The sequence below is a fragment of the Ruegeria sp. genome, assembly GCF_040830605.1.
Classification (GTDB): Bacteria; Pseudomonadota; Alphaproteobacteria; order Rhodobacterales; family Rhodobacteraceae; genus Ruegeria.
Genome location: NZ_JBFOMD010000003.1, coordinates 303,129 through 315,594, shown reverse-complemented (window position 1 = coordinate 315,594; position 12,466 = coordinate 303,129). Strand labels below are relative to the sequence as shown.

Annotated in this window: 10 protein-coding genes; all 10 read right to left on the bottom strand. The window is 61.0% G+C overall.

All coding sequences use genetic code 11. The features are described from left to right. Window positions 1-29 precede the first annotated feature (29 nt). The 10 genes from AB3N21_RS05480 to AB3N21_RS05435 all read right to left on the bottom strand — a co-directional run bounded on the left by AB3N21_RS05480 (window position 30) and on the right by AB3N21_RS05435 (window position 12,465). Window positions 30-1,550 carry a tripartite tricarboxylate transporter permease gene (locus AB3N21_RS05480; RefSeq protein WP_367934261.1) on the bottom strand — a complete coding sequence of 507 codons (1,521 nt, stop codon included), beginning with the start codon at window positions 1,548-1,550 and terminating at the stop codon, window positions 30-32. A gap of 12 nt (window positions 1,551-1,562) precedes the next feature. Then, window positions 1,563-2,045: a tripartite tricarboxylate transporter TctB family protein gene (locus tag AB3N21_RS05475; RefSeq protein WP_171173251.1), complete on the bottom strand. Its 483-nt coding sequence runs from the start codon at window positions 2,043-2,045 to the stop codon at window positions 1,563-1,565. 63 nt (window positions 2,046-2,108) lie between these two features. After that, window positions 2,109-3,092, bottom strand: coding sequence for a Bug family tripartite tricarboxylate transporter substrate binding protein (locus tag AB3N21_RS05470; RefSeq protein WP_367934494.1), 984 nt, complete (start codon window positions 3,090-3,092; stop codon window positions 2,109-2,111). 269 nt (window positions 3,093-3,361) lie between these two features. Continuing rightward, window positions 3,362-5,320, bottom strand: coding sequence for a beta-galactosidase (locus tag AB3N21_RS05465; protein ID WP_367934260.1), 1,959 nt, complete (start codon window positions 5,318-5,320; stop codon window positions 3,362-3,364). Next, complete coding sequence (locus AB3N21_RS05460) at window positions 5,317-6,963, bottom strand: amino acid ABC transporter permease (RefSeq protein ID WP_367934259.1); 1,647 nt, start codon at window positions 6,961-6,963, stop codon at window positions 5,317-5,319. The genes AB3N21_RS05465 and AB3N21_RS05460 overlap by 4 nt, the downstream gene beginning before the upstream one ends. A gap of 66 nt (window positions 6,964-7,029) precedes the next feature. Further along, complete coding sequence (locus tag AB3N21_RS05455) at window positions 7,030-7,779, bottom strand: basic amino acid ABC transporter substrate-binding protein (protein ID WP_367934258.1); 750 nt, start codon at window positions 7,777-7,779, stop codon at window positions 7,030-7,032. A gap of 22 nt (window positions 7,780-7,801) precedes the next feature. After that, window positions 7,802-8,848 (bottom strand): LacI family DNA-binding transcriptional regulator, encoded by a 1,047-nt coding sequence (locus AB3N21_RS05450; RefSeq protein ID WP_367934257.1) that lies wholly within the window; start codon window positions 8,846-8,848, stop codon window positions 7,802-7,804. Further along, window positions 8,848-9,624 (bottom strand): sugar phosphate isomerase/epimerase family protein, encoded by a 777-nt coding sequence (locus AB3N21_RS05445; RefSeq protein WP_367934256.1) that lies wholly within the window; start codon window positions 9,622-9,624, stop codon window positions 8,848-8,850. The genes AB3N21_RS05450 and AB3N21_RS05445 overlap by 1 nt, the downstream gene beginning before the upstream one ends. A 93-nt stretch (window positions 9,625-9,717) precedes the next feature. Then, window positions 9,718-10,800, bottom strand: coding sequence for an ABC transporter ATP-binding protein (locus AB3N21_RS05440; protein WP_367934255.1), 1,083 nt, complete (start codon window positions 10,798-10,800; stop codon window positions 9,718-9,720). 3 nt (window positions 10,801-10,803) lie between these two features. Then, window positions 10,804-12,465: an alpha-amylase family glycosyl hydrolase gene (locus AB3N21_RS05435; RefSeq protein WP_367934254.1), complete on the bottom strand. Its 1,662-nt coding sequence runs from the start codon at window positions 12,463-12,465 to the stop codon at window positions 10,804-10,806. Window position 12,466: the final 1 nt, after the last annotated feature.

Sequence of the window (12,466 nt, the reverse complement as noted above, 5' to 3'; positions counted from 1 at the left end):
AAGGGCAAAGAGGACAGGTCCGTTCGGGATCAGTCGCCGTCGGCGACACCCTCTGCTCGGGCGCGTGCGCGGCGGGCCCGGTAGCTGGGCAGGATGACCAGGATGATGGCCAGAACCAGCAGGCCCAGTGTCATCGGACGATCGAGGATGAAACCGATACCGTCGGCCAGCTGCATCGAGCGGGCGAAGTTATCCTCAAGCATCGAACCAAGGATGAAGCCGATCAGCGCCGGGGCCAGCGGGTAATCTGCAAAGCGCAGGATCGTGGCGATCACGCCCATGCCGGTCAGCAGCAGCAACTCGGTCGCATTGTTCTGCCCGATATAGGCCCCCATCAGTGTGAAGAACAGGATGAAGGGGATCAGGTAGTTGCGCGGCACCGCCAGAACCTTGGCGATATAGGGGATCAGCGGCAGGTTCAGGATCAGCAGGATCAGGTTGCCCAGATACATCGAGATGATGACCGCCCAGAAGATCGACGGGTTGTCGATCATCAGCCGTGGACCGGGCGAGACGTTCAGCGCGATCAGCGCGCCAAGCAGGATTGCCGTGGTGCCCGAGCCGGGAATGCCCAGCGTCAGCAGCGGCACGAACGACCCGGTACAAGCCGCGTTGTTGGCCGATTCCGGCGCCGCCAGCCCCTTGATCGAGCCCTTGCCGAACTGCTCCTGTTCGTCCTTAGGCGCGATGTTGCGCTCGACCGCGTAACCAAGGAACGAGGCGATGGTCGCCCCCGCCCCCGGCAGTACGCCGATCAGGAAGCCCTGTACCGACTGACGCCCGATGACCGGCGCGATGGATTTGGCCTCCTCCCGGTTGATGCGCAGGTCCTTGATCTCCTGTGACTTGCCGTCATCCCCGCCCGAGCGGCTGGGGTCTAGGACCAGAAAGATCGCCTCGGGCATCGCGAACATGGCCATCGCCAGCGTGATGAAGCCGAAGCCGGATTGCAGGTCCTGGATGCCGCCGGTAAAGCGCGGCAGGTTGAACAAGGCGCCCTCGCCCACCGTGGCCATTATCAGGCCCAGCAAGGTCATCATCAGCGCCTTGCCCACCTGACCGGACCCGGCAAAGGCGGCAATCGCCGAGAGGCCCACCACCATCAGCGCAAAGTATTCTGCCGAGTGAAACAGCAGCGCCACCGAGGCCAGCGCCGGGGCAAAGACCATCAGCAGGATGGCCCCAATCGTGCCGCCCATGAAGGACGAAATCGCGGCTACCGTCAGCGCCTTGCCCGCCTTGCCCGACCGTGCCAGCGGATAGCCGTCGAAACTCGACGCGACCGTCGAAGCCACGCCGGGCGCGTTGATCAGGATCGACGAGGTCGAGCCCCCGAAAATCGCACCGTAGTACACTCCGGCTAGCAGGATCAGAGCCGCCGACGGATCGCCGAGGCTGATCGCGACCGGGATCATGATCGAGATGATCGACATCGGCCCCAGGCCGGGCAGCATGCCGATAAACGTGCCAATCAGGCAGCCGCCAATCACCATCAGGATGTTGGTGATGGAAAAGGCGGTGCCAAGGCCGATGAGAATTCCTTCAAGCATCTGCGACCTCCCTCACACAAACCACGGCAGGGGCCGCATGAAGATACCCAGCACCTCGTCCACCAGGTACCAGACGAACCCGGCAGCGATCACACCGATGACGCCCATCATCACCCAGCGGCGCTCCCCCAGAATGGCGGACCCGGCGACCAGGAAGATCGTTGTCGAGGCAAGAAACCCGATAGGTCGCAGCGCAAAGGCGTAGGCCACCATGAGCAGCAGAAGGCTGACCGCCTGACCCAGCTTGTACTCGGTCAGCTTGCGATAGTTGATCTCGGCCACTTCCGCAGTGTGATTGGATTTTTCGAGCCCCAGCACGATGGTCAGTGCTGTCAGGATACCCAGAACGCTCAGGACCTTGGGAAAGGTGCTGGGCCAGATCGGGTTGTTACGCATGAATGGCGGCAGCCCGGCATCCATCGTGAAAAAGGCGGTATACCCATAGACCGCGCAGATGAGCAGAAAAATGAGTGCTATGACGCGATCGAGTGCCATACCAATCCCTCCCCTAATTGGTAGTGATGCGCCCGGTCGGGCCGGGCGCACTGGTTGCTGGGCTCAGAGAAAGCCCAGCTTTTTCATCAGATCGCCGATCACCTTTTCCTGCTCTTCCAGGAAGGTCAGAAAATCGTCGCCCGAATTGTGGATGTCGACCCAACCGTTGCGGTCGCGCACTTCGGCCCATTCGGGGGTTTCATACATCGCGGCCAGCACCTCTTGGTAAGCCGCCGCCTGTTCAGCGGGCAGGCCCGGCGCGCCAAAGAAACCACGCCAATTCACGAAAGATGTTTCGATGCCCTGCTCTTTAAGCGTCGGTGCGTCCTGATAGCTGGCCACACGCTCGTCCGAAGTTACGCCGATGATCTTCACTTCGCCCGCATTGGCCAAGTCGATTGCTTCGGAGAAACCAGTCGAGAGCGCCGCAATCTCGCCCGAGAGCAGCGCGGCCATGGCCTTGCCGCCTGCGTCATACGGGATGTACTTCACCGCAGTCGGGTCCTCGCCCGCCGCCTCGAACGCCATGGCCGCAACAAGATGGTCCATGCCACCCGGAACCGAGCCACCGCCGACAGCGGTGCCTCGCGGGTCGGCCTTGTAGGCGTCGATAAGATCGCTCATCGAGTTGATCGGGCTGTCCTTGCCCACCACAAACGCCGCATAGTCGCCGATGGTTCCGGCCACCAGCGTCAGGTCGCGGAAATTATGCGGAAACACGCCGGTCAGCGAGCGGATCACGATCGGGGTCGAGTTAACCATCAGCGTGCCATGGTTGCTCTCGGCGTTCTCGATCAGGAACCCGATGGCCTTGCCACCGCCGCCGCCGGACATGTTCTCGTAGCTGGCGGTGCCCACCAGACCCGAGTTGGTCAGTGCTTCGCCGGTTCCGCGCGCAGTTCCGTCCCAGCCGCCTCCGGCTCCGCCGGGGATTAGGAAATGGATGCTTTCAACCTTCTGGTCTGCGGCAAGGGCGGCGTGTCCGCCAAGGCTCAGCACCGCCGCTGTAGCCGTGATCATGACCCGACGGGTCAGGTTCATTTTCATCATGGTGTCCTCCCTGGAACAATTGTCTGGACGTCGCAAACTCGTTGGTTCGCCTTCCGTGCAGGCGACTCTATCCGCCGACCCTGACACCCACCTGACATTAAGCCGATTCCCCGGAGATCTGTTGGTTTCTTGATTTTTACTATTAGAAACAATGAGTTTTATGCCATTATAATGCAAGCTGATTGGGGCAGACAGCATGGGCGGCGTTCAAATCCGAGCACCAGGTCTGGCGTTTGAAGTGCCCGGTATGGACACTTAGATTGCAGCTACTCGTCGCGCCAGATGGAAACCCCTTGGGGCGGAACAACCTGTCCACCGACCAGAAACTGCGGCCGCTCCGGCAACACCACATCCTCATCCCCGAAATTGAGGGCGAACCCGAGCGGGCCGCGCCGGGTTACGCGCAGATCGGGGGGACATTCGGAATGGGGCACGCCGGACCAGTCAAGCACATCCGTCATCACCGATCTGAGCAGGGCCTGACTGGGAAGCACGGCCAGATATGTGGCACGCGTGGATCTGACCACGGCAGGGCTGCCATCCTGATAACGGCTGCGGAACCGCCCGATAACCTCGTGATCCGTCTCGACGATTTCCCGCCATCCGGTGACTTCATGCGGCGCCTCTTTCCTGAACGAAACGGCTTCCGGCGCAAAATCCGGCAAGGATTCAACTCGCAACACCCGAACGCCGGTGAGATCTGCCAGCGGCCCTGGCGCAAGATTGACCGGGGTATGCAAATCCTCGGTCTTGCTGCCCGCGCGGGGGCCGATCAGCAGTTTGGCATCACAGTTTGCCAACCGCATGGCAAATTCCGGGGACAGGATTGTGTTCTGAGGCAAGACCACCAAGACATAACCGGATAGGTTCGCATCCGGCCCTACGATATCCAGATCAACCCCCAACTGCCGCAACGCCGTATACCACTCCCGATGTATCTGCGCATTGGGGAAATCCGCGTCATGCGGCAGGATGTCGGCGGCCCAAATCGAAGGGTAGTCGAACACCATGGCAACCTGCGCCTGCGCGCGCGCTGCCGGGGGTAACAATTTTCGCTCTGCCGCGACCTGAAGCACCTCAAACGCCGCCTGATCGCGGCTGCCATCAGAGCGGTGCAGAGCGGTGTGATATTGCTCTTGCGCAAAAGGCGCCTGCCGCCATCGAAAGAACATCACCGCCTCGGCCCCGTGGGCATAAGCGGCCCAGGTCCACAGGCGGATCATGCCATCTGCCGGCGAGGGGTTCTTTTGCGCCCAATCGACCGGGCCGGGCTGCTGTTCAAGAACCCACATGCGCCCCCGCCCCTGACAGCGATAAAGGTCGCAGTGAAACCCCTGATAGTCTGGCGCGCCGCTGCGCAGGTAGCGACGTTTTTGCTCCTCGGTCAGGGTCGAGCCCAAAAGGTTGCCAAGCGGGTAGCTGTCGAAACCCACGATATCCAGATCGGCGGCGACCGCGTGGTGATCGAACTCGAAACTACCCGCCATGAAATTGTGGGTGATGTCGCGGCCCGTCGCGTGTTCGCGCAGGATGTCCACCTGCGCGCGGTTGAAGAGGCGCACCCGGTCCGAGGAATAGCGAGCGAAATCCAGTGCATGAGTCGGGTTCGGGCTGGCCACGAACCCGGCGGGTAGTTCGATCTGGTCGAAGCTGGAATAGAGCGACCCCCAGAACACCGTCCCCCATGTTCGATTGAGAGTGTCAATCGAACCATACCGCTCCGCCAGCCAACGCCGGAACCCCTGCCGGGCGGCGTCGGAGTAGCTGAGAACCGTGTCGTGATCGTTATATTCGTTGTCGATCTGCCAGGCGTGGACATGGGGGGTCTCGCCATATCTGCGGGCATACTCGGTGGCGATGCGGCAGGCCTCGTGCAGGTAGAGGTCACTGGAAAAGCAATAGTGACGGCGCGAGCCGAAACCACGCACCCGTCCATCCGCCCCCACCGGCAGGATCTCTGGATGTTCATCGATCAGCCATTTGGGCGGCGCGGCGGTGGGGGTGCACATCATCACCTTCAATCCAGCCTCACCTAAGATGCCGACCACTTCGTCCAGCCATCCCCAGTTGAACTCGCCCCGTCGGGGTTCGACCAGGGCCCAGGTGAACTCGGCAATCCGCACCCAGTCGAGCCCCATTTCGGCCATTTGCGCCGCGTCGTCACGCCATTGGGACGGATCCCAATGCTCAGGATAGTAGCAGACGCCCAACTCCAGCCTGCTCATCTGTCTTCCTTCGCCGTCCGGCGCTCGATCCATTTCAGGAAGCTGGCGCAGCCCAACGTGATCACGACGTAGAAGATGGCCGCTGTGTTGAAGGGCGCGAAGGGCAGGAAGCTGGCCGCCTGAAACTCGCGCATCCGCTGGGTCATATCGCGGACGGAGAGGATAGAGAGCAGCGAGGTATCCTTGATCATCGCGATGAATTCGTTGCCCAACGGTGGGGTCACGATGCGCAACGCCTGTGGCAGAATTATCAACCGCGCGGTCTGCCAGCGGGACAGGCCCAGCGAGCCGCCCGCCTCGATCTGGCCCCGCGGGATCGCCTCGATCCCCGAGCGAAAGATTTCGGCCATATAAGCCGAATACCCGACCGAGATGGCGATGATGCCCCGGGTCATGTTGGTCATGTCGATGCCGCCGCCGGTGGCATCCTTGACCGCGCCCGCCAGCGGCAGTCCGATATAGAGGATGATCACCAGCATCGGAATGCCCCTGATCGTGTCCACGAAGAATTCCGAGCCCACTGCCAATGGGTGCAGCTTGTGCTGGGCACCACCCACCGTCAGGATCAGCAGCAAGAAGCCAAAGACGGCGAAGGCAAGCGCAGGATTGCGGGATTCGTCTGGCAGAAAACTGGTCTGCCAGAGCACCGGATAGCCCTGTGTGTGGGCGTCGACCGGAACGAAGGCGCCAGAGACGCTGTCAATGCTCTCGATCTGCTCCAATGCGGTGGCGGCATCGGTGGCGCTGCGGATCTTGATCTGGCGGTCTTCGCCGCCGTCGAACTCTCCGAACCGGATGATGTCGGCCTGCGCTTGCGGGGTGCCGCGCACGATGGCGATACGGGCCTCGGTGCTGCCGACCAGCACATAGCTGACCTGCGGTTGCATGAAGAAGAAGGTCGAGATGGCCAGTAGGGCCAGGCTGACCGAGCCATAGACGACCGTGGTTCGCGCTTTGGCTCGGAATGATTGCAGCCCTACCCAGATCAGGCCGAGGATGGCGGAAAAGATATAGGCAAAGATGGCCGCGCGGAAGGTAATGGCGACCCCGGCGGCGAATTGCCAGTGCGCCATGAACAGCAAGTAGAACAGCGCCGCGCCGGAGAGTATCTCGAAGCCGATACGGAGATACCGCCGCGCCGGACCGAACATTCGGGTCGACACCACAAACACGGCCAGAAGGGCGGTATAGCCACCGAGAGCGGTTTGCAGGCCCGTTTGCACCTGCCCAACTACTTCTGGAAACAGCACCCAGTCCTGCGAGGAACGGTCGATCAGCTTCGAAGTGTTCTCGTCAAGCGAATGGAAGAACGCGGATTCGGCAAAGGGCATCAGAACCTGCGGTGCCAGAATGGCCAGCGTCAACGCGATCAGTGCGGCTGGCAGCGCGGCCCAGGCGGCTACGCGCAGCCAGGCCGGGGCACCCTCGGCAAATCGGGCGTTGCGGGCGCACAGGTATCCAAGCGCCGCCACGGCCAGAAGGATCAGAAATCCCGCAAAAATCGGGCCTGCATTCTCACCGATTCCGATGATCGCGTAGAGCGATCTGAGATATTTCGGAGATGAGGCAAACAGATAGACAATGAACGGGGCAGCGGCGAGCAGGACAAGGTTGCTAGGGCGGATTGAGCTTAGCCGGGACATGGGACCTCTGCGCACGGAAATGGGCCCGGCGATACAAAACCGCCGGGCCAAGGTTTCACCAAAGGGTCAGTTGGTGCCCCAGTACTGGCCGATCAGTTTGTCGAGCGTGCCATCTGCCTTGATCGCGGCCAGCCCTTCGTTGATGGCATCAACGGTGGCGTCGCCTTCCTGAAACACGATACCTAGCGGGTCGGATTTCAGCCCGGTGATGCCAACAGTCAGCTCGCCCGCAAACTCCTGCTCGTAAGCCGCGGCCGAGGTGCCGTCGATGATGACCCCGTGCACATCCGCGTTTTGAAGCGCCAGAATGGCGGCCGAGAAATTGTCATAGAGGCTGACATTCTCGCGCCCCACCAACTCCTCGGCCAACTGCGCATTGGTGGTGCCGGTCTGCGCGGCCAGCTTCTTGCCGCCGGCCTTGAAGTCATCGAGCGTCATCGAGGCATCGTCGACCCGCAGCAGGATCGCCTGACTGACGACAATGTAGGGTTCCGAGAAATCCATGCTCTCTTCGCGTTCCGGCGTGATCGACACGCCCGAGATCACCAGATCGAACTCGCCCTGCTGAAGCGCGGCAAAGATGCCGTCCCAGGCAGTGTTTACGAAGTTCGGAACACAGTTGATCTGGGCGCAAATGGCGTTCATCACATCGACATCAAAGCCCACGATCTTGCCCGTGGCCTCATCCACAGTTTCCATCGGCGGATAGGTGGCGTCGGTTCCGATCTTCAGCACGCGGCCCTCTAGATCGGCGGCAAATGCCGCAGGGGCGGCCAGCGCGGCCATTGTAGCGGCGGCAAGCAGTTTCTTGAACATCTCCGGTCTCTCCTCTGTTGGTTCAGGTGGTAAGCGCCTGTTGCGGCGCGGGTATGTCAGGTTGCCGCTCGATAAGGGTGGCCCTGATCTTCTTTTGGGTCTCGGACGGGTCGGCCCCGTCCAGACATTTCAGCATGAACTCGCCCAGAAGGCGGCTCGTTTCCTCAATGGGAACATAATAGGTGGTGGGCGGGGGCACGAAATAGCGGCTGAGCTGTAAGTCGTCAGTCGATATCACCGTGAAGTCGGGTCCGACCCGTACTCCGGTCTCGGCAGCGGCTGACAACACCCCCAGGGTCATCGCTTCATTGGCACAGATACAGGCGCTTGGCTTGTCGTCTAGTTGCATCAGGGTCTGAAACGCCCGCTTTCCGGTGCGAGCGGTTGTAGGACCGCTGACGATCAGTGCCGGGTCGGTCGAAATTCTCGCCGTTGCCAGCGCGTTTTCATAGCCCTGTCTACGTTGGTCGGCATAAATCAGATCTTCGGGTGGGTTTACCAGCGAGATGCGGCGGTGGCCCAGGCGGATCAGACGTACGGTGGCGTCGAAGGCTGCTGTCTGGCTGTCGAAATCGACAAAGGCATGGGGGCGGGTGCTGTCGCTCATGCCATAACTGACGAAGGGAAAACCCTTGTCCTGAAGGTAGGCGATGCGCGGGTCGTTTTTGAGCGTTGCGGTGAAGATCACTCCGTCCGCCAGCCCTCCGCCGACGATACGGTCGAGCGTGGCCATCGCGTCGTCAGAGTTCGCGACACTGAATACGCTCAGTTCATAACGTGTTCTGGTAATGGCTGAGGAGATGCCCGCCAGAATGCGGGTGAATTCGACGCCCTCCCACTCGTCCGGAGCATCGGTCGAGACGCCGACTAGCACGGCGATGCGGTAGGATTTGTTGGTTCTGAGCTTCAGTGCGTCCAGATTGACCCGGTATCCCAGCTCGACCGCAACGCGCTGGATTTCGTCGCGGGTCTCGGGCTTGACTGATTTCGCGCCACGCAGCGCGTTCGAGACGGTGCCGACCGAATAGCCGGTGCGTTTCGAGATCGACTTGATCGTCGGCCGCGCCACTACCCGCACCTTTCCGCCATCTGATCCATGAGGAAGCGGCGACCGGTCTCCAGCGTCCGCCGGTGGTTCCCGGTTTCGTCATGTTCAACCAATAGATCGGTGCAGGCACTGTCTGCCAGCGCGCACAGGACCGGTGCCCAATCGATCACCCCCTGCCCCAGATCGCGCCAGCGCTCATCCCCGATTCCCGCTGCTGGATCGGCATCCTTGATGTGGGCGGAGACGATGCGGGACGCAAAACGGTCGAGTATCCGTGCAATGTCACAGCCCGCGACGGCCAGCCATCCGATATCCGGTTGCCAGGACAGATTTTCCTGTTCAAGGACAATATCCAGAGGCGTTGCTCCCGTCTCTCCGACTAGATCAAAATCGTGGTTGTGATAAGCGAGACGAATTCCGTGCGACGACAGATGGTCCGCCCATTCCGCCAATTGGCCCGACACCGCACGCCATCCCTCGGCGGTGTCGGGCCGCACCTTGGGCGTCAGCCAAGGCATGACAGCCACCGGGCATTCCAGCAGCCCCAGCAAGGCCACGATATCCTCAAGGCAAGTCTCAAACTCCTCCCAATCGAAATGCGCCGAGCGCACACGAAAGCCAGAGGAGGTCACGCAGGCAGCAACTTCGTTAGGGGAAAGACCGTGAAAGCCGACCGTTTCGACATCCGTGAAGCCGCAAGACGCCACCAGATCCAGCTGCGCCGCCAGATCGCCCCGTTGCCGAACCGTGTATAATTGCGCCGAAACTCGCATCTGACCTTCATTGAAACGTTTCAATGAAGGTGAAACACCGAACTCCGCCTTGTCAAGGTGGTGCTTCGAGCGCCGTGCAAGGCGGTCCGCCAGCCGCGCTGGCGAGCCGCGTGAGGACTACTTTCGCAATGACAACCCGTTGTGGAACAGATGAACCTTCTCAGGGTCCGCCGACATCGCCACCGTCTCGCCGCGCAGGTTCTTCTGCACACCGGGGAGTTTGGCGATCATCGCGTCGTTATCTGCCTCGTTTTCGAAATACAGCAGCGTGACTTCACCCAGCGCTTCGGTGAAATCCACCTTGCCCTGAAGCAGATAGGTTCCGTTGGCTGTATAAAGATCTTCGGGGCGCACACCGACATTGACGCTTTTGCCCTTGTCCTCGGGGCTAGTAGGGATTGCAGACACCGCCGTCCCGCCGGCATCCAGAGCAACGGTTGTCCTGTCACCGGTTTCAGTGATCGTTCCGGGCAGCAGGTTCATCGCAGGCGAACCGATGAACTGCGCCACGAACTCGTTGTCGGGCGTCTCATACAGCTCGAGCGGTGTACCCACTTGCGCGATCCCCTTGTTGGCCAGAACCACGATGCGGCTGGCCAGCGTCATCGCCTCGACCTGGTCATGGGTCACGTAGATCATCGTGCTGTCGGGCATCGCCTCTTTCAGCCGGGCTATCTCGATCCTCGTAGCCACACGTAGGGCCGCGTCGAGATTCGAGAGCGGTTCGTCGAAGAGATAGACCTTGGGGTCGCGCACGATAGCACGGCCAATGGCAACCCGCTGGCGCTGACCACCGGACAAGGCCTTGGGCAGGCGGTCCAGAAAAGGCTCAAGCTGCAGAATGCGGGCGGCACGTTCAACGGCCTTGTCGACCTCGTCTTTCGGCTGCTTGGCGATCTTGAGGGCAAAAGCCATATTATCGCGCACGGTCATATGCGGGTAGAGCGCGTAGCTCTGGAACACCATGGCGATGCCGCGCTGCGCGGGCGGCACATCGTTCATGACCGTATCGTCGATTTCCAGGGTTCCGCCCGAGATGCTTTCGAGCCCGGCGATCATCCGCAACAGGGTTGATTTGCCGCAACCCGACGGTCCGACAAAGACGATCAGTTCGCCACCGGAAATATCGAGATTGATGTCCTTGAGCACATCGACCGACCCATAGGTCTTGGCGACGCTGGTGAGTTTGAGATCCGTCATGCCTTACCCTTTCCTGCGTGCTGCCAGACAGAACTGCCAGGCCCCGAGCGCGACCTGCCCGCTGGCATCGGCAGCAACGCTGCCCAAATCCTGACCGATGATGTGCCAATCGCCCTGTGGTAACGTCACCTGCCCCGTCTCGGTGCCGAGGTTGAAGGCGCAAAAGATTTGCTCGCTGCCATTGTCCCGCAAGAACGAAAGAACATCGCCCGCTGCGGTCATATCCAATTGCGCGCCCGACTTTAGCGCCGGATGGCTGTGACGCAGTGCAATGGCCCGGCGGTAGTGATGCAGCAATGCCTGCGGATCCGACTCTTGCCGGTCGACAGCACTTGCCGCCTGCTCCGCGCTGACCGGCAACCAAGGCCGCGCGCCGCTGAAACCGGCGTTTTCATCCTGGGTTTTCCAGACCATGGGCGTGCGGCACCCGTCCCGGCCCTTGAACTCGGGCCAGAACTCGATGCCATACGGGTCCTGCAGACTTTCGAACGGCACATCCGCCTCAGCCAGACCCAGTTCTTCACCCTGGTACAGGCAAGCCGACCCGCGCAGGCTCATCATCAGAACCGAGTGCAGTCGCAGCGCTGCTTCGTCCAGCCCCCAACGCGAGGCGTGGCGGGCGACATCATGGTTTGAGAATGCCCAACAGGCCCAGGCATCGCCCGCTTTGCTTTCCAGCTGGTCAAAAACCTGCTTGGCATAGCTTGCGGTGATCCGCCGTTTCTCAAGAAACTCAAAGGCATAGCACATGTGCATGCGCTTATCGCCCGAGGTGTATTCCCCCATAATCTCAAGCCCACGCTGGGCATCGCCGACCTCGCCCAGACAAGCGCGGTCCTCGTGTTCGTCGGTAAGCGCGCGCAGCCGTTCCAGAAACGCGAGGTTTTCAGGCTGGCTCTTGGAATAGAGATGATCCTGGTGGTTGTAAGGGTTCACCATCGGCGCGATCGAGGCGTTGCGCTCGGACACCGGCAGGGCCGGGTTGCTGCGCAGTTGCTTGTCGTGGAAATAGAAGTTGATGGTGTCCAGTCGGAACCCGTCTACCCCCATGTCCAGCCAGAACCGTGCCACGTCCAGCAGCGCGTCCTGCACTTCCCTGCAGTGGAAGTTTAGATCCGGCTGCGAGGTCAGGAAATTGTGCAGGTAGTACTGCTCGCGCCGCGTGTCCCATTGCCAGGCCGAGCCGCCAAAGATCGACAGCCAGTTATTGGGCGGCGTGCCGTCCGGCTGCGGGTCGGCCCAGACATACCAGTTATGTTTGGCGTTGTCCCGGCCGGCGCGGCTTTCGCGGAACCACGGATGCTGGTCCGAAGTATGCGACAGCACCAGATCGATCATCACCCGCAACCCAAGCGCATGGGCCTGATCCAACAGTTCCCTGAAATCCTCCATGGTGCCGAACATCGGGTCGACATCGCGATAATCGCTGACGTCATATCCGAAATCCTTCATCGGCGACTTGAAGAAAGGAGAGATCCAGACCGCATCCACGCCCAGTGATGAGATGTACTCCAGCCGTTGTGTAATGCCCTTCAGATCGCCGATCCCGTCGCCGTTGCTGTCCTGAAAGCTGCGGGGATAGACCTGATAGATCACGCCGCCTCGCCACCATTCCGAATTCGACACGGTTGCGGCTGCGATATGCGAAGTGTTTTGCACGTTCATC

Excerpts from the sequence above, each read along its gene's own strand:
- AB3N21_RS05480 (WP_367934261.1), bottom strand. The coding sequence starts at position 1,550 with ATGCTTGAAGGAATTCTCATCGGCCTTGGCACCGCCTTTTCCATCACC.
- AB3N21_RS05475 (WP_171173251.1), bottom strand. The coding sequence starts at position 2,045 with ATGGCACTCGATCGCGTCATAGCACTCATTTTTCTGCTCATCTGCGCG.
- AB3N21_RS05470 (WP_367934494.1), bottom strand. The coding sequence starts at position 3,092 with ATGAAAATGAACCTGACCCGTCGGGTCATGATCACGGCTACAGCGGCG.
- AB3N21_RS05465 (WP_367934260.1), bottom strand. The coding sequence starts at position 5,320 with ATGAGCAGGCTGGAGTTGGGCGTCTGCTACTATCCTGAGCATTGGGAT.
- AB3N21_RS05460 (WP_367934259.1), bottom strand. The coding sequence starts at position 6,963 with ATGTCCCGGCTAAGCTCAATCCGCCCTAGCAACCTTGTCCTGCTCGCC.
- AB3N21_RS05455 (WP_367934258.1), bottom strand. The coding sequence starts at position 7,779 with ATGTTCAAGAAACTGCTTGCCGCCGCTACAATGGCCGCGCTGGCCGCC.
- AB3N21_RS05440 (WP_367934255.1), bottom strand. The coding sequence starts at position 10,800 with ATGACGGATCTCAAACTCACCAGCGTCGCCAAGACCTATGGGTCGGTC.
- AB3N21_RS05435 (WP_367934254.1), bottom strand. The coding sequence starts at position 12,465 with ATGAACGTGCAAAACACTTCGCATATCGCAGCCGCAACCGTGTCGAAT.